Source organism: Lederbergia citri (genome assembly GCF_018343625.1).
Taxonomy (GTDB): domain Bacteria; phylum Bacillota; class Bacilli; order Bacillales; family Bacillaceae_C; genus Lederbergia; species Lederbergia citri.
Window position 1 is genome coordinate 1,520,231 of the sequence record NZ_JAGYPG010000001.1, and the last position, 26,464, is coordinate 1,546,694.

Below are 26,464 nucleotides of genomic sequence, written 5' to 3' on the forward strand. Positions count from 1 at the left end.
TTTCTGCAATATCTTTATAACTATCAGCTCCACTTAAATAACGTTTCACTGCGTCTAATTTTATTTCCATTGTATACTTTGACATAAAAACACCCCGTAAATGTTAGTTTAGTGTCTAACATTTACGGGGCAGTTCATTAGCAGGGGTTTTTACCTTGATTTGTATGCTTAAAAAATTCTTCCCAAGTAACGATTGCGATTTTTTCTCGAAGAATATAAAACAGTAGAAGAAGAGAACCTATGACTATTACAGCCATTGTAGGAGAAAAATGTGTAATAAATTCACCAAATACAGTGTAAAAAAAGGCAAGTGGGAGGTTTGTCGCGAATGCACCTTTCATAAAGCCTCGGAAATCTGGTCTTCTTTCAAGTAAACACAAATTAAGTAAATGATAATGGAAAAAAGGAATAAGTCTCAAGACAGCAATTTGTCCGACAGTCATTTTATTATAGCGTCCAAACCATTTATATTTAATATTCATTAATTTTTCATACGTTTTAGGCATTTTTCTTATACAAATATAGAATAATGCGGAAAGAAGGAGTAATCCTGCCATGGAATACACGGTCCCGAGGAAACTCCCAAAGAGGATTCCTCCCGCCATACAGAGGAGAACAACTGGAATGAATAAAAATTGCCTGAGAACGTGAAAAAAGATAAAAATGAAAGGAGCTAGAATTCCTGTCCCTTCCATAAATGCTAGCATGATCAGTAATTGTTTATCCATCACGCTCACCTGCTTTCCTACCTCTATTTTATTTTTCCGGCTCGTCTGTTATGACACAAGGGTAAATAGATAAAAATAAAGCAATAAGTCTATGAGCGCCAGAATAGGAAAACCATATTTAAACTGAAAATGTTTTGTTTTATGACGGTACATCTTCATCCCGATATAAGTCCCCGGTGCTCCTCCAATAAGTGCCACTAACCAAAGATTTTTTTCACTAATTCTTCTTTGTTTATGTATAGATCTTTTTTTATCGGATTTCATGATTTGGATTCCGAAAACATTGATAATTATAAAATACCAAATTAATAAAAATCTCATCTCTATAATCCCCTTTAACTATACTATCTCTAATTTACAGGTGATTTGAGAGAACATCCAGTTTTTTGATGAGGGAGAGATTACGATATCGCTATTGTGTGTCTTTTTGAATTTTTATTCACAAGAGGAACCAAATCTCGGAAGAATTATGACAAGGATTTAAGTTCTGCAGTGATTGAAATTGATACACCGCACAATTTTGATATATGCCGAAATTTTCTGCGATTAAGGCGATACTCCGCACGTTTGTGACATTTGCTTGAGGTCTTCAGTGATTGAAACCGATACGCTGCATAATTGTTACATATGCTTACTTTCTGAGGCGATTGAGACCGATATGCCGCACATTTGTGTATATGCTTGAGGTTTGCCACGATTAGACTTTGTAAAAAAATTGTTCAGTAATTTAAATAATTCCAACAGATTTTAAAAGTCGAACCTTTCTTCCTTAAATAATTTCCATAAAGCAAAAAAACCATCCTCCAAATGGAGAATGGTTTTTTATGCATTAAAGAGCAGCTTTAGCTTTGTTTGCTAATTCTGCAAATGCTTGTTGGTCAGAAATTGCAAGGTCTGCAAGCATTTTGCGATTTACTTCGATACCAGCTACTTTTAAGCCGTGCATTAAACGGCTGTAAGATAATCCGTTCATGCGAGCTGCAGCGTTAATACGTGTAATCCATAATTTACGGAAGTCACGCTTTTTGTTGCGGCGATCGCGATAAGCGTACATATAAGATTTCATTACTTGCTGGTTTGCTACTCTAAATAATCTATGTTTTGAACCAAAATAACCTTTAGCTAATTTTAAAACTTTTTTACGACGTCTGCGGGTAACTGTACCGCCTTTTACACGTGGCATAATAATTCCCTCCTAATTGAGTCTTATTTCAGGTTGTCTAGCATGTGGCGAATACGGCGGAAATCACCTTTAGAAACCAATGCTGCTTTACGTAGTTTGCGTTTTTGTTTTGTTGTTTTATTTGCGAACATGTGGCTTGTATAAGCGTGTGAACGTTTCAATTTACCGGAACCTGTTCTTTTGAAGCGTTTTGCTGAGCCACGGTGTGTCTTCATTTTTGGCATAGAGTCTTCCTCCTCAAAACATTACTTTTCATTTTTTGGTGCTAAAACTAAGAACATGCTTCTACCGTCCATTTTCGGAACCGATTCAACAGTCGCTAAATCGTTACATTCTTCAGCAAATCGATTTAAAACACGTTGTCCGATTTCTTTATGTGTAATCGCACGTCCTCTAAAACGAATAGATGCTTTTACTTTATCGCCTTTTTCCAAGAATTTACGGCCATTACGAAGCTTCGTATTAAAATCATGTTCATCAATTGTAGGACTCAAACGAACTTCCTTCACGTTGATCACTTTTTGATTTTTACGTGCTTCTTTATCTTTCTTCTGTTGTTCGAAACGGAATTTCCCATAGTCCATAATGCGGGCAACAGGAGGTTTTGCATTAGGAGCAACAAGAACAAGATCAAGATTTACACGGGCAGCGATTTCAAGTGCTTCATTGCGGGATTTTACTCCTAGCTGTTCACCGTTATGGTCGACGAGACGAAGTTCACGGGCACGAATGCCTTCATTTACCAACATATCTTTGCTAATAATTAGCCACCTCCAAGGTATTTTCAAAGAATACGATGTTTGTTTCTAAAATGCTGCCCAAAATGAGCATTAAAAAAGTGCGGGCATAAGCAACCCGCACTGTATTCACGCACAAATAGACAATTGAATAACAATTATACCATTAACCTGTCAACAGCAAATTTAAGCGTCAATCAGGCGAGAAGCGGGCAGCTCCTTCTTCTACAAACGAGTATTCAGTTCACCTTAGTTACTTTAACACAAACATATGCTTAAGTCAATGATGAATCAATTTAATCAACGTCTTTCATCATAACAAAAGCAACTTCATAAAGCAATGATTTTTTAGAAAATGTTTTAAAAAGGCCCAAACAGGAAAAACTTTTTATAATACGTTTATATGGAGGCATTAGAATGAAAATTGTATATACAACCTTACTAGGAGCTACTCTTGTTTTTGGTATAGCCGCTTGTTCAAACGATCCTTCTGTAGACAATCACCCTAAGGAACAAGTAGTTCCAACTGAATCATCAAAAAATGCTAATACTCCAGATGATAAGAGTATAGACAATAGCGGAAATAAATCTGTTGGAAATGTAGCCAATGATCAAAATGCTGCAGAAAAAATGAAAGAACTTAACTTCACTAATTTTGACCTGGAAGTTCAATATGACAATGACCTAGACTTTGATTTCGAATATGAACAAAGAAGTGATAATGGTGAATATAAAGCTGAGATGAAGGATCGGATTAATGATAGAGAGCTAAAAGGAATGGAAGCATTCAGTTTGATATATACACAATTAAAAGACTTAGACATTAATACAAATACTCCAAAAGAAGACGTTATTCAAAATATCCTGCAACGATTGAATCTTAGCGACAATTATAAATCTTTCGATTTAGAATATATATTAAAAGATGGATCGAAAATCGAGATAAAAGATAATAAATAATAGGTAAAAGCCCCCTTCTATAAAGAAGGGGCTTTTACATTTAAGAGTGCTTCAACCAGATCGGAATTAATTATAATTCCAACAACTTTTTTTTCAAAAAATTATAACGAAAGATTGTCCATTTCTAATGTACTTTTACAAAAAGCTTAAGATTGTTACATACTTTCGAAAAAAGCTTGTAGAGAAATGATCTTTCTCTACAAGCAATTCTTTAGTTTATCTTTACTTCTTCTTTTATTTTTTCGATAAAATCCTCAAAAGGAATTGTTTCAGATTTTTGCTCTCCGTATTTTCTAACATTTACAGACTTGCTTTCAATTTCATTGTCCCCGACAACAAGCATATAAGGAATCTTTTGCATTTGCGCTTCCCTGATTTTGTAGCCAATTTTTTCATCACGCTTATCAAGTTCAACACGGAAGCCTGAAGCTTTTAATTGATCCATTACTTGTTTTGCATAGTCAAAATGCACATCTGGAGAAACTGGAATCACCTGTACTTGAACTGGAGCTAGCCAAGTTGGAAACGCACCTTTATATTCTTCAATTAAAAAGGCTACGAAACGTTCCATTGTGGAGACAACCCCGCGGTGAATGACAACAGGTCGATGTTGTTTCCCGTCTTCTCCAACATAAGTTAAGTCAAATTTTTCAGGAAGCAGGAAATCAAGTTGAACAGTTGAGAGAGTCTCCTCCTTGCCTAAAGCTGTTTTAACTTGGACATCCAGCTTCGGACCATAGAAAGCAGCTTCTCCTTCTGCTTCAAAATATTCAACACCAAGGTCATCCATTGCTTCTTTTAGCATCGCTTGTGCTTTGTTCCACATTTCATCATCATCAAAATATTTCTCTTTGTCCTCTGGATCGCGGTAAGAAAGACGGAATGAATAATCGTCAATCTCAAAGTCTTTGTATACTTCATTTATAAGCTGAACGACACGGATGAACTCATCCTTAATTTGGTCCGGACGAACAAAAATATGAGCATCATTCAATGTCATTCCACGAACACGCTGGAGACCCGATAAAGCACCTGACATTTCATAACGATGCATAGTACCTAACTCAGCAATTCGGATTGGCAGTTCACGATAACTATGAATGTCATTTTTGTACACCATCATATGATGTGGGCAGTTCATTGGACGCAATACGAGCTGTTCATTATCCATTTCCATGACTGGGAACATATCTTCACGATAATGATCCCAATGGCCACTTGTCTTATAAAGCTCTACGCTTCCCATTATTGGAGTATATACATGATCATAGCCCAAAGCTACCTCTTTATCGACTATATAGCGTTCGATAATTCTACGAATTGTTGCACCTTTAGGAAGCCAAAGCGGCAGTCCTTGCCCAACCTTTTGAGAGTTTGTAAATAAACTTAATTCTTTACCTAGCTTACGATGATCTCGTTCTTTTGCTTCTTCCAACATTTTTAAATGGTGCTCAAGATCTTCTTTTTTGAAAAACGCTGTTCCATAAATACGTTGCAACATCTTATTATTACTGTCGCCACGCCAATATGCTCCAGCAATGCTTAACAGTTTAAACTCTTTGATTTTTCCTGTTGAAGGAACATGAACACCACGACATAAATCTGCGAAATCACCTTGTTCATAAATTGTTACTTTTTCATCTGCTGGAATCGCATCAATTAATTCCTGCTTATATTCATCATGGGCAAACATTTGCTTCGCTTCGTTGCGTGATACTTCTTTCCGGACAACTTCAATGTTCTCATTAATGATTTTTTTCATTTCTTTTTCAATGAGAGGAAGATCTTCAGGAGTAATGGAATGTTCCAGATCCATATCATAATAAAAACCATTCTCGATAACAGGACCTACTCCTAGTTTTACATCTGGAAACAATCTTTTGACCGCTTGGGCCATTAAATGGGCTGTACTATGGCGCAATATTTCTAGGGCTCCATCACTTTCAGGTGTGATAATTTCAATCGAACCATCTTTCCCGATAGGTGTTTTCAAATCTATGAATTGATCATTTATTTTTCCAGCCAATGCTTTTTTTCGTAAGCCCGGACTAATGGAAGCTGCAATGTCTTCGGTTGTCGTAGTATTTGAAAACTCCTTTATTGTTCCGTCTGGGAAAGTAATTTTTACTTGTTCTGACATGACACTACACTCCTTTTTCATTTTTTTGATTGATTTGCAAAAACTTATTGTTGATTTTGGTTCCTCGTAGACTCGAGCGAAAATTAACAAATAAATTTAAGCAATATAAAAAACTCGTCCCTGGAAAGGGACGAGTTTTATACACGTGGTTCCACCCTAATTTTTATCATGCAAAATAAGCATAATAACTTTGGATTATTCATAACGGAGATCTTCCGCCAATCAATACTACACGCTTATGCGGATTCATGATTGGAGTTCAAAGGTGGTAAGCATTTAGTTCGTGTTGGAAAGTTCGCAGCTATTCTTTCCTCTCTGAAAACCGTAACAAAATACCCATGTCCTTATCAAAACTTATAAATGTAAGATTATGTACGCTATTATAGTCGTTTTGAAAATGAAAATCAAGTATCTGTAAAAGCTTTTATTAAAGTATTTAAATGGGTAGTCGGTAAAATGGATAAACGTTCTTCAAAAATATTTTTTAACGTTCTAATTAATGGCTGATCTTCTTCGTCCGTGTATAAAAAGATTTTGATTGGAGCCATTGATAAAAGCGGTGCAATTACAGAAGAATCTACATATACCGGGTGGTTTGAAAGTAAACGGCGATCCATGATGTCCTTGATTTCATCCTTTCCCATTTCATTTAGTTTTTCGTTAAAAAACAAGATGGGTTTATCAAGTAATACATGAACAACATTTTGCTTTGTGCTGCGTTTCTTTAAATAATCCCGTAACATATTTACAAACATCTGGTAATCTTGTTCCATTTTATATTCGTCTATTGCGATATTTAAATATTCTCTTACATGGTCAAAATATTTTTTCAAACGAAATCGCATAAAGGATTCAAATAAAACGGCACCCTTATAATCAAGTAAATCTATAACCGCTTCCTGAATAAATTCTTCTTCATCCATTTGTCCGACCAATGAAATTAATTCAACCCGTTCCCCAGAAAACATTTGATTTAATATACTTATGATTTCAATACGTTCATCTTCATTGTCATATTTATACTTTTCCCGTAATACTTTGTCCACCCACTCATTCCTTTTTACGTCTTGAATAAATTGAAGGATAGCATGAATATACTGCTCTTTTTTTATCAAAAGATACTGAAAGGAATATATATATTGGCTTTGCCTTTCCGTAAAGGAGTCCTGCAAGCCATTGGCAGTTAAAAAAGCTTTAAAACGTATGGCATCCTGAATGGATTTAAACATTAATTCCAAGCCTGCTCCCCCTTTTTTCCTGCATTGTTACATATATATGAGAGAGCGCTTGGACTAGACCTGATAATATGACCAAGCAAGAAAAAAACACCTGCAATAAATACAGGTGCTTAAAAATGTCTTCTATTTGGTCCATCCACTCGAACTGGGATTGAAAGGTATTTGATTCTCTCCATAATTCTAGCGGCTTTCATCTTTTCCTCTTCTCCTCTTTGTGAGTAAGTAAGGTGATGCTCAAGACCAGCAAAATCAAAATTAGAAGAGAAAAAGGTAGGGAGCTGCTCGTGCATTCTAAATTGCAAAATAGACCCAAGGACTTCATCTCTTGTCCAGCTGGACATCGCTTCTGCTCCTAAGTCATCAAGCATTAGGACCTTAGCATTTTTCACTGCATCCAGCTTTTCACTTAAGGACTGGTCGCTCAATGATTGCTTCATCTCACGCAAAAATTCGGGAACATACACTATCAATGTTGAAATTTCTTTTTCAGCCAATTGATTGGCAATGGCTCCCAATAAATAAGATTTACCTACACCAAAGCTTCCATGTAAATATAATCCTTTCATCATTCCTTTACCGGGTTCATAGGAAGATGCGAATTTCTCGGCGAATTCAAAGGCATCAATTCGTCCGGGGCTATTTAAAGAGAATTCGGCAAATGATGCTTGAAGAATTTCTTTTGGAACATAAATGCTGCTTATCAGTCTTTCTGATTTTCTACGTTCATCATGAATCACTTTAGTTGGACACGGTCGGTAGTATAACCCGATTGTCCCACGTTCTATTGCGATTTCTGGTTCATATCCAGGCATAAGATTGCAGCACTTTTCTAGACCGGGGCAATTTATGCATTTTTTCGTTTGAGAAGCATACTCATAGAGCTTCATCATATTATTTTCGATAATCTCATCTGTAAGATGATCTCTATTTTCTTCTATAAATGCAAGAACCTCAGGATTTTGTAAAACTTCTATTTTCATATCATCATAACGTTGTCTAAAACTAGATGATTGCGATAGTTTTTTTATTGTATCATCAATTCTCTCCACCTTTTTCACCTCCAGTTTTTTGATATTTTCTTTGAATGGCTTCTAACCTTCTACGTTTTTCTTCCATTTCTTCAGACTGGGCTTGTACTTTATTAGGCGCTGAATCTTCTTGGGAAACAAACCAGTCGGGAAGCATTTCCGTTCGTATCGGTTTGTTTCTTTTCTGTGTGGAAACTTTCTTAGAGCTCGCCCATTCTTGATATTGCCTATGTTCACTTTTCGCTAAGTCCATAGCAGATTTCACGGTTTTTATTTTTTTACGTGACCAATGAGAAGCAATTTTCTCCAAATAATTTTTTGAAAGCTTCATATCCGTTCTTAACATGACATAATGAATAAGAACATTTGTAACACCAGGCTGAAGCTTTTGCTGAAACATTATATCTTCAATAGCTTGGAGATCAGATTTTGCAGGTTCTCCGCCGTCAGAAAGATCTATTAATAGCTGTCTCGGGGAAACAGTTTCCAAATAGGAAATAAGTTTATCTTCTTTAGTGTCCAGTTTGGTCGCATTTTCTCGTTGGATAACTGGTTGTATTCGATCAACTAATTGAGGCAAACGAGCATCATTTTCCATCTGATACCAATCCCGAGCATTTTTCCGAAGATCATCTACACTTATCTTTTGTTCAGGAGTAAGGCTTTGCAGGACGATATTTTTCATGTCCACTGCATTGATGGAGTATAAAAATGAAAGCTTTGCGATTGCCTCCTTAATGGTAGTTGTGAATAATTTTCTCGGTACCATAACTTCCGACAAACCGACGAACAACAATTCAAAATCAAAATGACTTCCATCAATTGAAATCGGCTGTGGTTTTTGTCTATGAAAATATTCTTCTCCGTTATTTGGAATACTCGCTTTATGCCCTTCACTATTTGCTAAAGCATTCGCACCCAAAGAAGTAAATACATCTTGGAAACTTCGGGTCACTTCAGTAAAATCAGACATATCCGATCTTTTATTAGTGAAAGATTTCTTTAATTTCATGAAATGAGTTTGTCCCAGTTTTTGAAATAAATATATATTTAACATTCCATCTGAAAAAAATTGTTGAGCTGAAAGCGGAGGCTGGAGTTCATATATAAAAGAACGGCTATCATTTTTCGCTTTTGTATATGTTTTCAACAAACCGATTCCTTCAAGCTTCATTCTTGCATGATAAATCTCTTCCAAATTAAGATCTAATGCATTCATTAAATGATAATGATTCCATTCTTCAAATATATTACTATCCTCTTCGACCATATACGTTAAGCTATAGTACAATGCAGTACAAATAGGGCCAATAAGAGGCTGATAAAGTAAAGCAATAATTTTTTTATCGTGGTGATGTAAAATACCATTCATGACAACAGTAAATGCATCTATTGGCTGAACCTCGTTCCAATACTGCTTCATTGTAAACACACTTTCATTAATCTTTTTTAATTAAATCTTTCAATTCATCTAAAAATACATTGAGATCCTTAAATTGACGGTACACAGAGGCAAATCGTACATATGCAACTTCATCAATTTTAGCCAATTTGTCCATAACCATTTCACCGACTATTTCCGATTTCACTTCAGGTTGGCCAAGATTTCTCAAATCTCTTTCAATATCGTGAGTAATTTTCTCAAGCTGTTCTAACGCAACAGGACGTTTTTCACAAGCGCGTATTAATCCACGGAGTATCTTATCCCTATTAAATTCCTCACGAATTCCTTCTTTTTTAACTACAATAAGAGGTGTTTCCTCAACTCTCTCAAACGTTGTAAAGCGATATGAGCATTTCTCACACTCTCGTCTTCTTCGTATTGACCGCACTTCATCGGCAGGTCTCGAATCGACTACTCGTGTACCATTATGTTGGCAAGACGGGCATTTCATGATATCAGCTCCGATCAATGTGCTTTTAAATTGTCTAGCTGCATCGCCTAGCCACTCAAGGCCGGGAGGATGAGGCTTACGTACATTGATGTACTAGTGCAGGAGAAGCGACAGGACAACGCTGCCTGAGCAAGCAGCAGGACGTTGGGCCCTAGCTTTCCTTCCTCTCTAAGGCGGTTATGCTTTTCGTATATTATAACGTTTTTTGTCATAATTAAAAAGGAGTGTATTTGTTACACTCCAAAAACCTATAATGTCATCAAATCCCAAAAAGAGTTTCCTTTTAGGATTTTAGTTATGGCTCAAGATTCCAGTTATTAATCAATTCATTTATTTGTCTTTCCGTTTCATCCATGGTCCCATTATTATCAACGGCAACGTCTGCGCGCTCCACTTTTTCTTTAAGAGGAAGTTGAGAGCTGATTCTTGCTAAAGCTTCTTCTTTCGATAAATTATTTCGATTAAGTAATCTTTTTAGCTGGATGTCAGGATCGACAAAGACGACTATCACTTTTTCTACTAAATAAGTAAGGTTGCTCTCATATAAAAGCGGGATGTCATAAATAATCGTCTTTTTTCCTTTTTCAATTGCTTCGTTTTTCCAAAGGTTCAAACATTCTCTTACAGCTGGATGGACGATGCTATTTAAAGTTTTCCGTTTTTCTACATCATTAAAGATAATCGATCCCAACTTTGAGCGATTGATAGATTTATCTTTGTTTAAAATATCCCTACCAAATGATTCGATGATCTGTTTATATGCTTTTTGGCCGGGTTCAACGACAACACGAGCGGCGATGTCAGCATCTAAAATCGTAAAGCCTCGTTCTTTTAACATCTTAGAAACAGTGCTTTTTCCACTCGCAATGCCGCCAGTGAGACCGATCATTTTTGTCATAAGCAACCTCTTTCATAACTTTAATATTCCTATTAGTATTAACAGAATCCCAGGGATAAAAGCAAATTTCTGCATCCAATTCAAGTGGGAAAAAATTCGCCCAAGCTGTAATCCTCCTAAAATAAATATGCTACTCATTAAAGCCGCTAGACCTGCCAATAGTAAAGGAGAAAATCCAATCATTGCAGCACCGATACCTGCTCCAAACGCATCCAATGATAAAGCCGTTCCAAGTATTAGCGCTTCAAGACCTGTTATTGTTCCCGATCCATCAAAATCCGCTCTTGTCGGTTTTTTTAAAATATTGATGACAATACCTAATGATTTTATTTCCCAATTTAGGACAATTTGTTCATGTGTTAATACTGATTCTTTTTCTGTTTTAAAAAATTGGTACACGACCCAAGCACCGATCAGGATTAATATCGCTCCTCCAATTCGGCTCGCTATCGTGGGCGATAGCATATTTAATATCAACTGGCCGCCAAACATTGCAAGCCCTAAAGAAACTGCCGTACATGATGCAATAATCAAGATCGATTTTAGAGGAATCTTCATTTTTCTTAGTCCGTATGCAAGACCAGTACTAAAGCTGTCAAGACTAATAGCCATTGCCAGTAATATAAGTGAAAACGAAAAGCCCATCTTCAAACCCCTTCCTCGCCATAAGTCGATAACCCAGTATATGAGGAAGGCTAGTTGAATGTTAAAAAGCTATTCATTCAGTTTTGCGATTGGCAAATTGGACAAAAATGAGTACCTCTTCCCGCTACTTTTATTTTGTGTATAGCAGTACCACAGTTGAAACATTCTTGATCTTTCTTGCCGTACACTTTCAATTCATTTTGATATGTTCCGCTTTGCCCATGAGAATTCATATATGTGTTGACAGAGCTTCCACCTGCATTTATAGATTCCTGTAATGTGGCTGCGGATTGTTCCCTTAGGGACAATATTTCACGATCAGTTAAAGATTTTGCTTTTCTCAAAGGATGAATACCGGATCTAAACAACACTTCGTCTACATAAATATTTCCTAATCCAGAAACGACCGATTGATCTAATAAGACAGCTTTGATGACCCGGTCTGTATTCTTTAGTTTCCCTTTAAAATATTCTATTGTAAATTCATCTGAAAAAGGCTCTGGCCCTAACTTCGACAATGGAGGAACAGTCCATTCAGACCCTTTGCGGAATAAATGCATCGTTCCGAATTTACGAACGTCGCGATACCTTAATTCCTTTCCACCCGAAAAGCGGAAGATCACATGGGTATGTTTTTCAACTGGATCTTCCGTTTTACGAAGGCTATAATTCCCTTCCATTCTTAAATGGGATATGAGTGAATAGTCATCTAATAAAAAGACTAAAAACTTTCCTTTTCGATCAACATCCAAGATTGTTTGACCTTTTAATGCATCTTGAAACTGTTCATGTTGTTCAGGATTTTTTATTATTTTAGGCCAACCAACCTCAACTTCCATAATTTTTTGACCAGCCACAAGCTCCACAAGTGATCTTCTTACTCTTTCTACTTCAGGTAATTCAGGCATTCTATCATCTCTTTTCTAGCACAATTCTAGTTGTTACTTAGCATCAAACCATGTCGAACCATAAGAATATTCAACTTTAAGCGGAACGGATAATGGGAGAGCATTCTCCATAACATCAGGAACAATTTGTTTTAATGTTTCGATTTCATCTTTTGGAGCTTCAAAAATTAATTCGTCATGAACTTGAAGCAATAAACGAGTTTTTAAACCCTCTGCTTTTAATCTTTCAGCCATATCGATCATCGCTTTTTTAATAATATCAGCGGCGCTTCCTTGGATTGGCGTATTCATGGCTGTTCTTTCAGCAAAACTACGCAAATTAAAATTACGGCTCGTAATTTCAGGGATATATCTTCTTCTATGCAGAAGCGTAGATACATACCCTTTTTCCCTTGCTTCCACAATAATGTCATCCATATAGTTTTTTACGCCCGGAAAGCTTTCTAAGTAACGTTCGATAAACTTACCGGCATCTTTTCTTGTTATCCCTAGATTTTGCGATAAACCATAGTCACTAATTCCGTATACAATTCCGAAATTGACCGCTTTAGCTTGTCTGCGCATATTGCTATCCACTTCTTCTTCTGTAACATGGAAAACATCCATGGCTGTTTTAGTATGGATATCCATATTATGCGTGAAGGCTGCCTTTAAATTTTCATCTTGGGCTATTTCAGCTAGTACTCTAAGTTCAATTTGGGAGTAATCTGCCGCAAATATGACCCAATCTTCCTCAGAAGGAATAAATGCTTGTCTAATTTTCCTTCCCTCTTCAAGACGGATCGGGATATTTTGTAAATTAGGATCAATCGAGCTCAATCTTCCAGTCGCAGCAAGAACTTGATTGAAGCGTGTATGCACTTTATTTGTATCCTTGTGTACCACTTTTAACAATCCTTCAATATAAGTGGACTGTAATTTTCCTAGCTGCCGATAAGTTAAAATTTCTCTAATGATTTCGTGATCGTTCTCTAATTTTTCCAATACATCAGCAGAGGTTGAGAACCCCGTTTTTGTTTTCTTAATAACTGGAAGGCCTAATTTTTCAAATAATATGACCCCTAACTGCTTAGGAGAATTTATATTAAATTTTTCGCCTGCAAGTTCGTAAATTTTCGACTCAATATCTACTAATCTTATCGCAAGCTCCATTTTCATATTTTCCAGCCTGCTTACATCGACCTTAACTCCTGTAAATTCCATATCTGCAAGCACAAGTGAAAGTGGAAGTTCCAAATCATAAAATAAGTCTGTTTGTTCATTTTTATCTAGTTCTTTTAAACATGGCTCTGTTAAAGCTTCAATGCCAATTGCCTTACGTACTAGGTGTTCAGCAAGCACATCCCCTTCTGCAGCTTTTTTCTTTGCACCTTTGCCATAGACGGCTTCATCTGTTTTTACATCCGTAAAATGATGGCGCTTTGCAACACCTGCAAAATCTTCGGTTGATTCAGTAGGATTAAGTAGGTAAGACGCAAGCAATAAATCAAAATCAATTCCTTTTAAATCAATCCCTTTTCTTCTTAAAGCCACAATGGAAAGTTTTGCATCATACACGCGCTTTTTCTTTTCTATATCTTCTGCCCAATTTTTAAATGCATCTGAAGACAATGCTTTTTCTACGGGTAAATAAAAATTGCCTTTTTCATTAGAAAGCGCAAATCCAATAATTTCACCTGTAAAATAATTATCATCTAAAATCTCAACGTAAAAGGAATTTTCTTTTGCAAATAAATCATCTGTAATCTCTTCTACTGTTTCGTACGTAATTTCTTTCACTTCATTGGCTTCATGATCATCTGCACCATCAATTTTATCAAGCAACGAATTAAAACCTAATTCTTTAAAGATTGTAGTGAGCTTTGAAGGATCATAGCCTTCATATAAAAGCTCATCGACCTTTACTTCTACTGGAGCTTCCTTCGTAATAGTGGCAAGTTCTTTGCTCATGATAGCCTGATCTTTGAATTCTTCAAGTTTTTCCTTTAATTTGTTGCCACTCACTTTATCGATATTATTAAGAAGGTTCTCTAGCGTGTCGAACTGAACGAGCAACTTTATCGCTGTTTTCTCACCAACACCCGGAACGCCAGGAATATTATCAGATTGATCGCCCATTAAGCCTTTCATATCAATAATTTGATCAGCAGTAAGACTATATTTTTCTTTTATATGTTCAGGGGTATAGTTCTCAATATCAGTTATACCTTTTCTAGTTATGCTGACCGTAATTCTATCCGTACTTAATTGTGTTAAGTCTTTATCACCCGAAATAACTTGAACCTCAAAGCCTTCTTTCTCCGCTTGGGTCGCAAGTGTTCCAATAATATCATCAGCCTCATAGTTTTCAAGCTCATATCGCTTTATACCATATGCGTCCAATAGATCTCTTAAAAATGGGAACTGTTCTGATAGTTCAGGCGGTGTTTTTTGACGTCCGCCTTTGTATTCTTTAAACGTGGAATGGCGGAAAGTAGTTTTCCCTGCGTCAAACGCAACAAGAATATGAGTTGGTTTTTCTTCTTCAAGCACTTTCATCAGCATCGTAGTAAATCCATAGACAGCGTTCGTATGGATCCCTTTGTCATTATTGAGAAGCGGTAACGCAAAAAAAGCTCGATATGCAATACTGTTCCCGTCGATTAGCATTAATTTTTTCTTCATAAAAAGCCTCCTTGGGAGCGGACTCGTCCATAATTATTCTATATTTATTTTAGCATGTAGGGATGGGAATGTGAAAACAAACAGATGTTCTTTAATTTTCCAGCAAATTTATTTATATTAAGAGCTCCATTAAGCCGAATTTTTAATTACTACCTAACATTTAATTTTTGCAGTTTTTGTTTATATACTTGCCAGCTTGTTCGATTTACTAGCCTGCACCAAGCTTTAATGGCTGACACCCTACCTGCATAAAAAAAAAATACTGCATAGCTTAACTATGCAGTATCCTAATTATTTTGTGTAACCCATTAATATACGAGCATATGGTGAATCAGAAGGAATGACAATAACCGTTTCCTCGCCAATAGTTTTCTTGTACGTTTCTAGGGTACGGTACAGGTTATAAAATTCCTTATCTTTCGAAAAAGAATTATTGTATATTTTAGCTGCTTCTCCTTCACCTTCGGAACGAATGACATCGGCATCTGCTTGGGCTTTCGAAAGCATTTCACGAACTTTTCTATCCGTTTCTGCAGTAATCTCGTTTTTCTTTGCGTCACCCGTTGATAAATATTCCTGTGCTTTCGATTCACGTTCTGAAATCATTCTTGTATAAACGGAGTTTTCATTTTCCTCAGGAAGGTCTGTACGCTTCGTACGAACATCGGTAACAGTAATTCCATATTGATCCCTTGTTAATAATTCATTCACTTTTTCTGTTACTCTATCATTTAAGCTGCCTCGAGAGGATTTTTCATCATTAATAATTTCATCGTAGTTTAATTGACCAAGCTCCGCACGAACAACAGAGTAGATAAACTCTTCCATCCGAGATTCTGCGTTTGCAACTGTTCTAGCATTAGAAATCATTTGTCTCGGATTATCAATCTTCCAAATAGCATAATTGTCAATGATCATACGCTTCTTATCTTTTGTATTAATTTCAGCTTGAGATACATTATACGTCATTTGATATTTTGGTAATGAGGAGACACTTTGGATAAATGGTACTTTAAACGCAAGCCCTGGCTCACTTTTGATTGACACTACCTCTCCAAACTGACGTATGACCTTGTACTCGCCTTCTTTTACAATAAAAGTACTTGCCATGAGTAACATAAATAGAACAATCAGTATTAAGAAAAACATTCCTGTTTTTACATGTTTCCTCCACTGAATATCTGCACTTTTTCTAGATTCTAAGTCAACTACTTTTTTATCCATTACTCTTTTTTCCCTCCCTCTTCATCGGATGTTTTTGCCTGTTCCTTTTCCAATGGTCGAATTGGGAAGTATTTTAATGTATTTCCATCATCGTTCATAATATAAATTTCTGCACCAGGTAAAACTTGTTCAAGCGTTTCAAGTGTCAGACGTTCACGAGTAATTTCAGGGTTTGTCTTGTATTGTTCATACAACTTATTAAAAATAGCTACATCCCCGCGGGCTAATTCAATTCTTGCTGCCTTCTCTCCCTCAGCTTTGGACATGATGGCTGCTTTCTCACCCTCTGCTTCATTCATACGCTTATTTTCATATTTCTTAGCTTCGTTCATCTTCGTATTCATCGTTTCGCGCGCATCCGTAACCGCTGTAAAAGCACTGCGAACTTCTTGGTTTGGAAGTTCAACGTCTTTTAAGTTCACGGCTAGGATGGAAATACCAATATCATATTTTTCAAGTAAAGTGGATAACAAATCTCGAACTTCTGCCTCAATTTCCGCTTTTCCTGATGTTAGTGCATCATCAATCTTAGAACTTCCGATTATGCTTCTTAGAGAAGCCGAAGTCGCGTCATATAAAATTTCCTGTGGCTTTTCAGAATTAAATAAGTATTTTTTCGGATCGGTGATTTTCCATTGTACTACTAAATCTGCTAAAACAATGTTTTCGTCACCAGTAATCATTTTGGTTTCATTCGACTTACCATTTTCATCCTTAAATCCAAAGTCCAGCTTCAGCGTTTCACGTGCTAATTTTTTCACGTTTTGTATAGGCCATGGTAATTTAAAATGAAGGCCTGATTCAGTAACCGTCTCATCCGCTCTTCCAAAAGTCATAATTACAGCCTGATCGGATTCATCAACCGTATACCAAGATGTAAATACAACGATAGAAAGTACAATAACTGCGATGACAAGCCCTGTAACTGTATATACTCTCTTTAAACTCATGTTTCACTATCCTTTCTACTATTCACTCAGTAATGTATACGTCTAAGAAGATAATTAGTTTCATAAAAAAATAATAATTGTAACAATACGGTAAAGGTGATTTCCAAGTTAGAGGATAATTTAAACGGGATATGTAATTTGAGCGAAAAAACTGGTGTCCCGTCTTGACTCAATATCGTTATCAGGTTCCTAGATGCTTCTCAAGCTCTCACTGGATATAGTACATTTCCAATGATGTTCCATTTGCATAAGGCTAACTTGAATTCAAAAAAGTAATAGGTTTTCAATGGAACCAGTTTGAACACTAAAGAATCTTCTACATTCACTATAAATGGAGACTTAATTCGAATAAGGAAATGCGTTATGTACTAATTCGCGATCAATCGAGACTCAATTCGAAATATGACTAGCATTCTGTCCAGATTCACGTCCAATCGCAGACTCAATTTGAATTATGACTAGCATTCTGTCCCAATTCGCGACCAATCGAGACTCTATTCGTAATATGACTAGCATTCTGTCTCGATTCACGACCAATCGAGACTCAATTCGAAGTATGACTAGCATTCTGACCCGATTCACGTCCAATCGAGACTCAATTTGAAAAATGACATGCATTCTGTCCCGATTCGCGATCAATCGAGACTCAATTCGAAATATGACATGCATTCTGTCCCAATTCGCGATCAATCGAGACTCAATTCGAAATATGACATGCATTCTGTCCCAATTCACGACCATTCGAGACTCAATTCGAAATATGACATGCATTCTGTCCCGATTCACGTCCAATTGAGACTCAATTCGAAATATGACTAGCATTCTGTCCCGATTCATAATTAATCGAGAAATAAATCAAAAAAGGACAGCCGTTCTCTCCTGATCCCACATTAAGAGAGGGAATGCTCCAAAAAAACAACTGTCACTCGATTCGCCTTCAAATGATTCACCAAAAAATTTCATTATAAATTCAATAAAATAGATCTAGATTCAATTGAACCTAGATCATGATCATTATCCTTATTGTAATTTTCTAATCCTCTTCAACTGATTCAATATGCTGTGGAGGGCAAACATCAAGAGTGCCATTAATGACCGTTTCTTCCTGATCATCCGTTACTTGAACTTGAATGGTGACAAAACGTCGATCACGATTGATTTTTACGACTTCAAATAAAAATTGGATAGTGTCATAGTGGTAAACAGGTTTTACAAATTCAATTTCCTGTTTTAAAATATGTGAGCCTGGCCCAGGCATGTATTTTGATATTGCGGAAGTAATAATGCCCGTTAACATAATGGATGGTACAATTGGCTTTTTGTATTGTGTCTGCGAAGCATAATCGTGTTGAATGTACAGTGGGTTCGCATCATTTGTCAAACCTAAAAAAAGCAACAAGTCCTTATCCTCAATTTTCTCAGTCAGCGTTAATTTCTCCCCGGTCGATATTTCTTCAAGCCTTCTGCCAAGCTTACGTTTTTTACCCAATAACAACACATCACCTCATCCTTAATAAATGACGCCTTGGCTGAATTCGAGCCTAGATTTTTATCGTGCTCGCTCGATAAAAATCTGAAGCATCCGCCGGAGGCTTAACTAAATACAGCCAAAGTTAAGATTCCTTATATGTAAAGATTTTTTACTCTCTCAACATTTATTAAATTCCTGCATTTAGTTAACCGTTTTCAATTGGTTTGGCATTATAATATCATGAAATTCACCTCAATTGAAGTAAAAAAGCTGTCCAAAATAACGATCATTTCGGAAACAGCTATCAAAATAACTATGCAAGTACTTTCATCACTTCACGAACCGAATTTGCCGATTTTTCTAAAGCTACTTTTTCAACTTCCGTCAGATCAAGTTCGATGATTTTTTCGATGCCATCTTTTCCAAGGATTGTTGGCACTCCTAGATAGATACCGTCAAAACCATATTCACCTTCAAGATAAGCAATGGATGGAAGGACACGGCGTTGATCTTTTACAATCGCTTCCACCATTTCTACTAAAGAAGCAGCTGGAGCATAATACGCACTGCCGTTACCCAATAGATTGACAATTTCTCCGCCGCCTTTTCTAGTTCTTTCCACGATTATCTCAAGGCGTTCCTTCGGGATTAGTTTTTCTAGTGGTATTCCACCAGCGTAAGAATAACGGACAAGAGGAACCATGTCGTCTCCATGTCCTCCTAAAACAAATCCTGTTATATCTTTTACAGATAGATTTAGTTCCTGAGCAACGAACGTACGGAAACGTGCAGTATCAAGAACTCCGGATTGACCAATTACACGATTTTTAGGAAAACCAGATTCTTTGAATACCGTATATGTCATAGCATCTACAGGATTTGTAAGAACGATGATATAGCAGTTCGGTGAATGCTTCACGATATCTTTCGTAACACTTTTCATCACTTTTTGATTTGTTTGCACCAAATCGTCACGGCTCATACCAGGTTTACGGGCTATTCCAGCTGTGATGACAACAACATCGGAATCTTTCGTATCTTCATAATTAGAAGTACCTGTAATGTTAGCATCAAAACCTTGGACTGGTCCGGCCTCAAGCATGTCAAGCGCTTTTCCTTTAGTCGGATTTTCCATTTGTGGGATATCTACTAAAACAACGTCGCCAAGTTCCTTTTGTGCAAGTAAAAATGCAGTGGTCGCTCCAGTAAAACCGCCGCCAATTACCGAAATCTTTTTACGTTTCATTGTCATGAGAAAGTCCCTTCTTTCTAAAAATATGATAATGTAGAAAAGCGAGCGCAACCGATATTACGGTATGCGCTCGTTTCCTGTTTTTCGTCTAGCTCCAGCGCCTTTAGATCGGTGAACAATAAGACTCTCCTGCGATAAGTTAACGTCGATTCACCTACTGGTCATCGTGTCTTCTCTATTGCAAGTCTTAGCCTTATAGTTCGAACTTTGATTAGAAGGTCGCTTTTGCCAATCAGCCCATATTTTCGATCAATGCTGTAGCGAACTCAGAAGTTTTAACCTCTGTTGCACCTTCCATTAGGCGTGCAAAGTCGTAAGTAACAACTTTTGATTCGATTGTTTTTTCAACTGATTTAATAATTAAGTTAGCCGCTTCATTCCATCCAAGGTGCTCAAGCATAAGTACACCGGAAAGAAGTACTGAAGATGGATTTACTTTATCAAGTCCTGCGTATTTTGGAGCTGTACCATGAGTTGCTTCAAAAATAGCATGTCCTGTTTCATAGTTGATATTTGCTCCTGGAGCAATACCGATTCCGCCGACTTGAGCAGCAAGTGCGTCGGAAATATAGTCGCCGTTCAAGTTCATTGTAGCTACTACATCAAACTCTTTCGGACGAGTTAAAATTTGTTGTAAGAAAATATCAGCGATAGAGTCTTTAATGATAATTTTTCCTGCAGCTTCTGCATCAGCTTGTGCTTTATTAGCAGCATCTGTTCCTTGCTCTTCTTTAATTCTGTCATATTGATCCCAAGTGAATACTTTATCGCCGAATTCTTTCTCGGCAAGTTCATATCCCCAGTTCTTAAAAGCACCTTCCGTAAATTTCATAATGTTTCCTTTATGAACAAGAGTTACGGATTTGCGGCCTTCTTTAATAGCATAATTAATAGCAGCACGTACTAAACGCTCTGTACCTTCTTTAGATACTGGCTTAATACCGATACCTGAAGTTTCAGGGAAACGAATTTTGTTAACTCCCATTTCTTCTTGAAGGAATTTGATTACTTTTTTAACTTCTTCAGAGCCTTCTTTATACTCAATACCTGCATAGATATCTTCTGTATTTTCACGGAAGATAACCATGTCTGTATCTTCAGGACGCTTAATAGGTGAAGGAACACCTTGGAAGTAACGAACTGGACGTAAGCATACAAATAAATCAAGCTCTTGACGAAGGGCTACGTTCAACGAACGGATTCCACCGCCGATTGGTGTTGTAAGAGGTCCTTTAATCGCAATAAAATATTCACGGATTGTATTAAGTGTTTCTTCAGGAAGCCATTCGCCAAATTTATTGAAGGCTTTCTCTCCTGCATACACTTCTTTCCATTCGATTTTCTTTTCGCCTGCATAAGCTTTTTCAACTGCTGCATCCATTACTCTTTGAGCTGCAGCCCAAATGTCAGGACCGATCCCATCTCCTTCAATAAAAGGGATGATTGGGTTATTAGGTGTATGTAAAACACCATTTTCTACAGTAATTTTTTCACCTTGTGACATAAATTTTCCCTCCAGTTACAATCTCAACTACTAATATTATCAGAAAAACTGACTATTTTCTATATAAGTCAATTTCTCTCATCGACTGGTACATATTTTCTTAAGCCTGGGCCTGTATATTCAGCACGAGGGCGGATTAAGCGGTTATTCTCGTATTGTTCAAGAATATGTGCGATCCATCCGGATACACGTGATACAGCAAAGATTGGTGTAAATAAATCATGGTCAATCCCTAAGCTATGATAGACAGAAGCAGAATAGAAATCTACATTAGGCGGCAATGGCTTTTGCGATGTAAACACTTCATGGACCTTAGCAGAAATTTCGTACCATTCTGGCTCACCTGTAATTTCTGTAAGTTTCTTTGACATTTCTTGCAAATGTTTCGCACGTGGATCACCTTTACGGTATACACGATGGCCGAAGCCCATAATTTTTTCTTTTTTACTTAGCTTGTCAAGAACGTATTTTTCTGCGTTTTCTGGGCTGCCAATTTCAGTCAACATTTTCATAACTTGCTCATTTGCGCCGCCATGAAGAGGACCTTTTAAAGCACCAATAGCAGCTGTTACGCCTGAATACATATCTGAAAGAGTAGCCACACATACGCGCGCAGTAAATGTTGATGCATTTAATTCATGATCAGCATGTAAAACTAATGCTTTATTGAAAGCCTCTACTTCGATTGGTTCCGGCTCTTTTCCTTTTAGCATATACAGGAAGTTTTCTGCAAAGCTGAGGTCTTTACGTGGAGCAATCGGAGTCAGCCCTTTTCTAACTCTCGAAAACGCTGCTACGATCGTAGGCATTTTTGCTTGTAGACGAACAGCTTTTCTGAAATTTGCTTCTTTATCCATAACATCTGCTTCTTCATCGTAAAGGCCAAGTGCGGAAACAGCTGTTCGAAGGGCAGCCATTGGATGAACCTTATTAATTGGATACGTATTGAAACTATCAATAATTTCTTGAGGAAGCTCCATATTATCCGCTAATTGTTGCTTAAGTTCCTGAAGTTGTTCACTATTTGGCAATTCTAAATGCCATAGTAAGTAAATGATTTCTTCAAAACTTGCTTTTTCAGCTAAATCATCGATATTATAGCCAACATATGTAAGTGTGTCGTCTATGATAGAACTAATAGAAGACGTCGTTGCCACTATACCTTCTAAACCGCGTGTTGCCGTCATAAAAATAATCTCTCCTTTATCTTACTTTACTAACAAAATGAATCCTGTTCATAAAATCTTAATAAAAAGATCGTGTGGATGCATACATATTCTATTATAGACAATTCATGTATCTTGTCTATAAATTCATTTTATGTATTCTTCTTCCCTAGTCATTATAACCAAATCTATATCGTTTGGAAATGAAAACGCTTCTTACCTTTAGTCATTCGACTAAGAAAAATGATATAATAATTAATAGTTTTACAAGACCATATGATGTGAGGTGGCTGTGTGAAGCGTGAAACTTTCGATAAAATAATACGTTTTTTATTTGTTGTAGGGATTATAACTATTTCCCTGATCTTACTTTATTATATTTCAAAAGTGACTTATCCCTTTATCATAGCGATTGTAATTGCTATGATGATTAATCCCGCCGTTCATTTTTTAGAGAAAAGATGGAAATTTCCAAGAGTGTTGGCTGTTCTAACTTCATTATTCCTATTAATTGCGATATTTACTGGTCTCATTACATTATTAATTGCTGAAATCGTGTCGGGGGCTACTTATTTTTCTACAGTCGTACCAGAACATGTAAAGACTCTGATAAATTACTTTGAAGATTTTTTTGCCGGTCAAATCATTCCTTTTTACAATAATATTGCCAGTATGTTTAAAGGACTGGATAGCGGACAGCAAGAAACGATAATGGACAGTATAAAAAATACAGGGAATAAAATTACGGAAAGTGCAACGGTGTTTTTGCAAAATTTCTTTTTAAAGCTTCCTGCACTCGTATCTTGGATTCCAAATGCAGCGACTGTACTTGTATTTTCTCTATTAGCAACCTTTTTTATTAGTAAGGATTGGGAAAAACTTACGAATTGGTCTAGTCGTTTTATTCCAGAAAAAGCAAAATCAAGCGGTAAAACAGTTTTTACAGACTTAAAAAAAGCATTAGCCGGATTTGTAAAGGCACAATTGACATTAATTTCGATAACTCTTGTTATTGTATTGATTGGTCTATTAATTTTACGTGTGGATTATGCTATCACCATTGCCCTTATAACAGGAATTGTAGACCTACTCCCTTATTTAGGAACAGGAACTGTTTTTATCCCTTGGATCATCTATGAAATTTTCACAGGAAACTATGGATTGGCACTCGGACTTGGCATCCTTTACACAGTAGTCGTCGTTCAAAGACAAGTGATGGAACCAAAAATTCTTTCCTCTAACATTGGAATGAACCCATTGGCTACCCTTGTTGCCTTATTTGTAGGGTTTAAGCTAATTGGATTTTTGGGACTTATTTTGGGTCCAGTAACACTCGTTTTAATCACAACTCTCCATAAAGCAAATGTCTTTAAGGATATTTGGAATTATATTATCGGAACGCCTCCAATTATAAAGTAATAAAGAGCCACTGATTATGAAGTGGCTCTTTTGTCATCTATGGATATAAATATGCTTTCTACTAATCCATTTTTTTATCATTATTAATAAAAAGGGTCTAATAATCTTTCTAGTAACTGGAAGAAGAAGGAATAATCCCATAACGTCACTCAAAAATCCCGGGGTTACTAATAAGATTGCACCTACTAAAATGCATACCCCATCAAGCATAGCGATTCCCGGGGGAATTCCGGAACGCAAGTCGTTCTGAACTTTTCTCAACGCTTCCAATCCTTGCTTTTTAGCTAGATATGCACCTAATATACCTGTTGCGATAATTACCCCAACTGTTGGAAGTACTCCTATCGTCTTTCCTGAAAGAATAAACAACCCAATTTCTATGGCTGGAATAACTATGAAAACCAAAATAATATATTTCAAACGAATTCACATCTCTTGTTGATTTTTAATCATTATAACATTTTTCGTCATGAATTAGTAAATCGCATGCCCCTGCCCCTCGATGTATTGGTCCACGGAATGTGGGTCAGACTTTATCGTCAAAGATATGGTGATTTTAGTATAAATAGTTGAGATTACATGCAATTACGCATAACCTCTAGTGCGTCGAAGGAGCAATTACTAAATTGACTCTAATATAAAAATAAAAGATGCCGAACTTTATAAAAGTTCGGCATCTTTATTTTCTTTAAAGTACACTAGCATGTCCACTGTATATAATTCCGCGTGTGGCATCGACGGTAATGTCTTGACCGTCTTTAAAGATCTTCGTCGCATCTTCAACACCAACGATAACAGGGATTCCTAAGTTGATGCCTACTACAGCAGCGTGGCTCGTTAATCCGCCTTCTTCAGTAATTAATGCAGAACAATTTTCTAATAGAGATACCATTTCTCTATCCGTTCCGATTGCGACCATGACAGACCCTGGGACAATTTTTTCTTTTGCTTCCGCAGCGTCTTTCACAATTACCGCCTTTCCGAATGCCGATTTCCGTCCTATTCCTTGTCCTTTCGCTAATACATCACCGACAACATGGACCTTCATTAAATTAGTTGTCCCTTTTTCACCAACAGGGACACCACCAGTAATAATAATAAGATCTCCATGCTGAACCAATCCTGTACTTAAACTTTCCTCTACTGCACGCTCAAGCATTTCGTCAGTGGAGGAGACTTTTTGTCCCATTCGTGGATACACTCCCCATTTTAAGGAAAGTCGGCGTACAATTGCTTCGTTATACGTAACGGCAATAATTGGAGCTTTAGGGCGATATTTTGAAATCATTCGTGCGGTATGACCGCTCTCAGTCGGTGCAACTATCGCATTAACTTCTAAATTAATAGCTGTATGTGCAACAGATTGACAAATCGCATCTGTCATATTAGGATCGCTATTTTTTCTTAAATAAGTCAGGATTTCTTGATAGTTAAGTGCTTTTTCTGTTGAAACTGCAATATTATGCATCGTTTGTACAGCTTCGACTGGATATAATCCAGCTGCTGTTTCTCCAGACAACATGACAGCATCAGTTCCATCGAAAATAGCATTTGCAACGTCACTCGCTTCTGCTCTAGTCGGTCTAGGGTTGCGTTGCATAGAATCTAGCATTTGTGTTGCGGTTATAACTGGTTTACCAACTTCGTTGCATTTTCTAATTAACTGCTTTTGAACGAGTGGGACTGCCTCTGTAGGAATTTCAACTCCTAAATCCCCACGTGCAACCATTAATCCATCGGAAACAGCTAAAATTTCATCTATATTGTCTACGCCTTCTTGATTTTCAATCTTAGGAATAATATTGATATAGGAACCGCCGTTTTCTTCTAGTAGCTGTCTGATTTCTAACACGTCCGTTGCTCTTCTTACAAATGAAGCCGCAATGAAATCAACACCTTGCTCAATTCCAAATAATATATCTTTTGCATCTTTTTCTGTCATACCTGGAAGATTGACTGATACACCAGGAACATTGACGCCTTTTTTATTTTTTAGAGTCCCGCTATTCAAAACTTTCGTTACTATTTCACTTGACTCTCTCTTTATCTCTACAACTTCAAGAGCAATTAAACCGTCATCCAATAATATATTGGAACCTTTATGAACGTCATTTATTAGTCCAGAATAAGAAATAGAAAATTTCTCCTCTGTCCCCTCAACCTCTTCCATAGAAACAATGATGGTATTTCCTTCTTTAAGTTCAATGGCTCCATTTTTCATATCATGTGTTCTTATTTCAGGACCTTTTGTATCTAATAATATCCCAATATTTTTTCCTGCTTTTTTTGCAGTTTCTCGTATGTTTACGATCCTATTTAAATGTTCTTGATGATCACCATGTGAAAAGTTTAATCGTGCTACATTCATTCCAGCATTCATTAGTTTTAGCAACGTTTCTGGATTTTCACTTGCCGGTCCGATGGTACAAACAATTTTTGTCTTCTTCATGTTTT

25 protein-coding genes and 2 other annotated features are annotated in these 26,464 nt (G+C 36.7%); of the genes, 2 read left to right on the plus strand and 23 right to left on the minus strand.

The annotated features are described in order from the left end of the window. Positions 1-137 precede the first annotated feature (137 nt). From KHA97_RS07660 to infC, 5 genes are all read right to left on the minus strand, one after another. On the minus strand, positions 138-728 hold the full coding sequence (locus tag KHA97_RS07660; protein WP_213124095.1) for a TVP38/TMEM64 family protein: 591 nt from the start codon (positions 726-728) through the stop codon (positions 138-140). A 48-nt stretch (positions 729-776) separates the two neighbouring features. Continuing rightward, on the minus strand, positions 777-1,049 hold the full coding sequence (locus tag KHA97_RS07665; protein WP_213124096.1) for a DUF1294 domain-containing protein: 273 nt from the start codon (positions 1,047-1,049) through the stop codon (positions 777-779). Positions 1,050-1,557: 508 nt separating this feature from the next. Then, positions 1,558-1,911, minus strand: a complete 354-nt coding sequence (gene rplT / locus KHA97_RS07670) for a 50S ribosomal protein L20 (RefSeq protein WP_213124097.1) — start codon at positions 1,909-1,911, stop codon at positions 1,558-1,560. A 23-nt stretch (positions 1,912-1,934) separates the two neighbouring features. Further along, positions 1,935-2,135, minus strand: a complete 201-nt coding sequence (gene rpmI, locus KHA97_RS07675; RefSeq protein WP_213124098.1) for a 50S ribosomal protein L35 — start codon at positions 2,133-2,135, stop codon at positions 1,935-1,937. A 21-nt stretch (positions 2,136-2,156) separates the two neighbouring features. After that, positions 2,157-2,660 carry a translation initiation factor IF-3 gene (gene infC, locus KHA97_RS07680; RefSeq protein ID WP_233713331.1) on the minus strand — a complete coding sequence of 168 codons (504 nt, stop codon included), beginning with the start codon at positions 2,658-2,660 and terminating at the stop codon, positions 2,157-2,159. Between the two features lie 77 nt (positions 2,661-2,737). After that, positions 2,738-2,879: a sequence feature (ribosomal protein L20 leader region), on the minus strand. A 186-nt stretch (positions 2,880-3,065) separates the two neighbouring features. On the opposite strand from infC, the gene KHA97_RS07685 reads away from it, so the two are divergent. Beyond that, entirely contained in the window at positions 3,066-3,608 is a 543-nt protein-coding gene (locus tag KHA97_RS07685) for a YusW family protein (protein WP_213124099.1), read from the plus strand. 211 nt (positions 3,609-3,819) lie between these two features. Here the strand turns inward: KHA97_RS07685 and thrS are convergent, their stop codons facing one another. The 16 genes from thrS to citZ all read right to left on the minus strand — a co-directional run bounded on the left by thrS (position 3,820) and on the right by citZ (position 22,612). Beyond that, positions 3,820-5,748, minus strand: coding sequence for a threonine--tRNA ligase (gene thrS, locus KHA97_RS07690; RefSeq protein WP_213124100.1), 1,929 nt, complete (start codon positions 5,746-5,748; stop codon positions 3,820-3,822). Positions 5,749-5,871: 123 nt separating this feature from the next. Beyond that, positions 5,872-6,108, minus strand: a binding site (T-box leader). 44 nt (positions 6,109-6,152) lie between these two features. Further along, positions 6,153-6,977, minus strand: coding sequence for a putative sporulation protein YtxC (locus KHA97_RS07695; RefSeq protein ID WP_233713417.1), 825 nt, complete (start codon positions 6,975-6,977; stop codon positions 6,153-6,155). Positions 6,978-7,096: 119 nt separating this feature from the next. Further along, entirely contained in the window at positions 7,097-8,035 is a 939-nt protein-coding gene (gene dnaI / locus KHA97_RS07700) for a primosomal protein DnaI (RefSeq protein ID WP_213124102.1), read from the minus strand. Then, positions 8,022-9,437 carry a replication initiation and membrane attachment family protein gene (locus KHA97_RS07705; RefSeq protein WP_213124103.1) on the minus strand — a complete coding sequence of 472 codons (1,416 nt, stop codon included), beginning with the start codon at positions 9,435-9,437 and terminating at the stop codon, positions 8,022-8,024. Before KHA97_RS07705 ends, dnaI begins: the two co-directional genes overlap by 14 nt. A 16-nt stretch (positions 9,438-9,453) precedes the next feature. Then, positions 9,454-9,909, minus strand: a complete 456-nt coding sequence (nrdR, locus tag KHA97_RS07710; protein ID WP_213124104.1) for a transcriptional regulator NrdR — start codon at positions 9,907-9,909, stop codon at positions 9,454-9,456. A 295-nt stretch (positions 9,910-10,204) separates the two neighbouring features. Next, positions 10,205-10,807: a dephospho-CoA kinase gene (gene coaE / locus KHA97_RS07715; RefSeq protein WP_213124105.1), complete on the minus strand. Its 603-nt coding sequence runs from the start codon at positions 10,805-10,807 to the stop codon at positions 10,205-10,207. A gap of 12 nt (positions 10,808-10,819) precedes the next feature. Then, positions 10,820-11,452, minus strand: a complete 633-nt coding sequence (ytaF, locus tag KHA97_RS07720) for a sporulation membrane protein YtaF (RefSeq protein WP_213124106.1) — start codon at positions 11,450-11,452, stop codon at positions 10,820-10,822. Positions 11,453-11,529: 77 nt separating this feature from the next. Further along, positions 11,530-12,360, minus strand: a complete 831-nt coding sequence (gene mutM, locus KHA97_RS07725; RefSeq protein WP_213124107.1) for a DNA-formamidopyrimidine glycosylase — start codon at positions 12,358-12,360, stop codon at positions 11,530-11,532. A gap of 33 nt (positions 12,361-12,393) precedes the next feature. Then, complete coding sequence (polA, locus tag KHA97_RS07730) at positions 12,394-15,024, minus strand: DNA polymerase I (protein ID WP_213124108.1); 2,631 nt, start codon at positions 15,022-15,024, stop codon at positions 12,394-12,396. Between the two features lie 291 nt (positions 15,025-15,315). Beyond that, a complete protein-coding gene (hflC, locus tag KHA97_RS07735) occupies positions 15,316-16,248 on the minus strand; it encodes a protease modulator HflC (RefSeq protein WP_213124109.1) in 933 nt (310 codons plus the stop codon). After that, positions 16,248-17,198, minus strand: a complete 951-nt coding sequence (gene hflK / locus KHA97_RS07740) for an FtsH protease activity modulator HflK (protein ID WP_213124110.1) — start codon at positions 17,196-17,198, stop codon at positions 16,248-16,250. The genes hflC and hflK overlap by 1 nt, the downstream gene beginning before the upstream one ends. 390 nt (positions 17,199-17,588) lie before the next feature. Then, the gene (locus KHA97_RS07745; protein WP_213124111.1) at positions 17,589-18,020 is read right to left on the minus strand and encodes a hypothetical protein; all 432 of its coding nucleotides are present in this window, start codon (positions 18,018-18,020) and stop codon (positions 17,589-17,591) included. 211 nt (positions 18,021-18,231) lie between these two features. Beyond that, positions 18,232-18,693, minus strand: a complete 462-nt coding sequence (locus KHA97_RS07750) for a MaoC/PaaZ C-terminal domain-containing protein (protein WP_213124112.1) — start codon at positions 18,691-18,693, stop codon at positions 18,232-18,234. Between the two features lie 289 nt (positions 18,694-18,982). Then, positions 18,983-19,921, minus strand: coding sequence for a malate dehydrogenase (mdh, locus tag KHA97_RS07755; RefSeq protein WP_213124113.1), 939 nt, complete (start codon positions 19,919-19,921; stop codon positions 18,983-18,985). Between the two features lie 232 nt (positions 19,922-20,153). After that, positions 20,154-21,425, minus strand: coding sequence for an NADP-dependent isocitrate dehydrogenase (icd, locus tag KHA97_RS07760; RefSeq protein WP_213124114.1), 1,272 nt, complete (start codon positions 21,423-21,425; stop codon positions 20,154-20,156). A gap of 68 nt (positions 21,426-21,493) precedes the next feature. Continuing rightward, positions 21,494-22,612, minus strand: a complete 1,119-nt coding sequence (gene citZ / locus KHA97_RS07765) for a citrate synthase (protein WP_213124115.1) — start codon at positions 22,610-22,612, stop codon at positions 21,494-21,496. 273 nt (positions 22,613-22,885) lie between these two features. Between citZ and ytvI the strand changes: the two genes are divergently transcribed. Then, complete coding sequence (gene ytvI / locus KHA97_RS07770) at positions 22,886-24,010, plus strand: sporulation integral membrane protein YtvI (protein ID WP_213124116.1); 1,125 nt, start codon at positions 22,886-22,888, stop codon at positions 24,008-24,010. A gap of 33 nt (positions 24,011-24,043) precedes the next feature. On the opposite strand, the gene KHA97_RS07775 is transcribed toward ytvI, so the two are convergent. Continuing rightward, on the minus strand, positions 24,044-24,430 hold the full coding sequence (locus KHA97_RS07775; protein ID WP_213124117.1) for an FxsA family protein: 387 nt from the start codon (positions 24,428-24,430) through the stop codon (positions 24,044-24,046). Positions 24,431-24,698: 268 nt separating this feature from the next. After that, entirely contained in the window at positions 24,699-26,459 is a 1,761-nt protein-coding gene (pyk, locus tag KHA97_RS07780; protein WP_213124118.1) for a pyruvate kinase, read from the minus strand. Positions 26,460-26,464 lie beyond the last annotated feature (5 nt).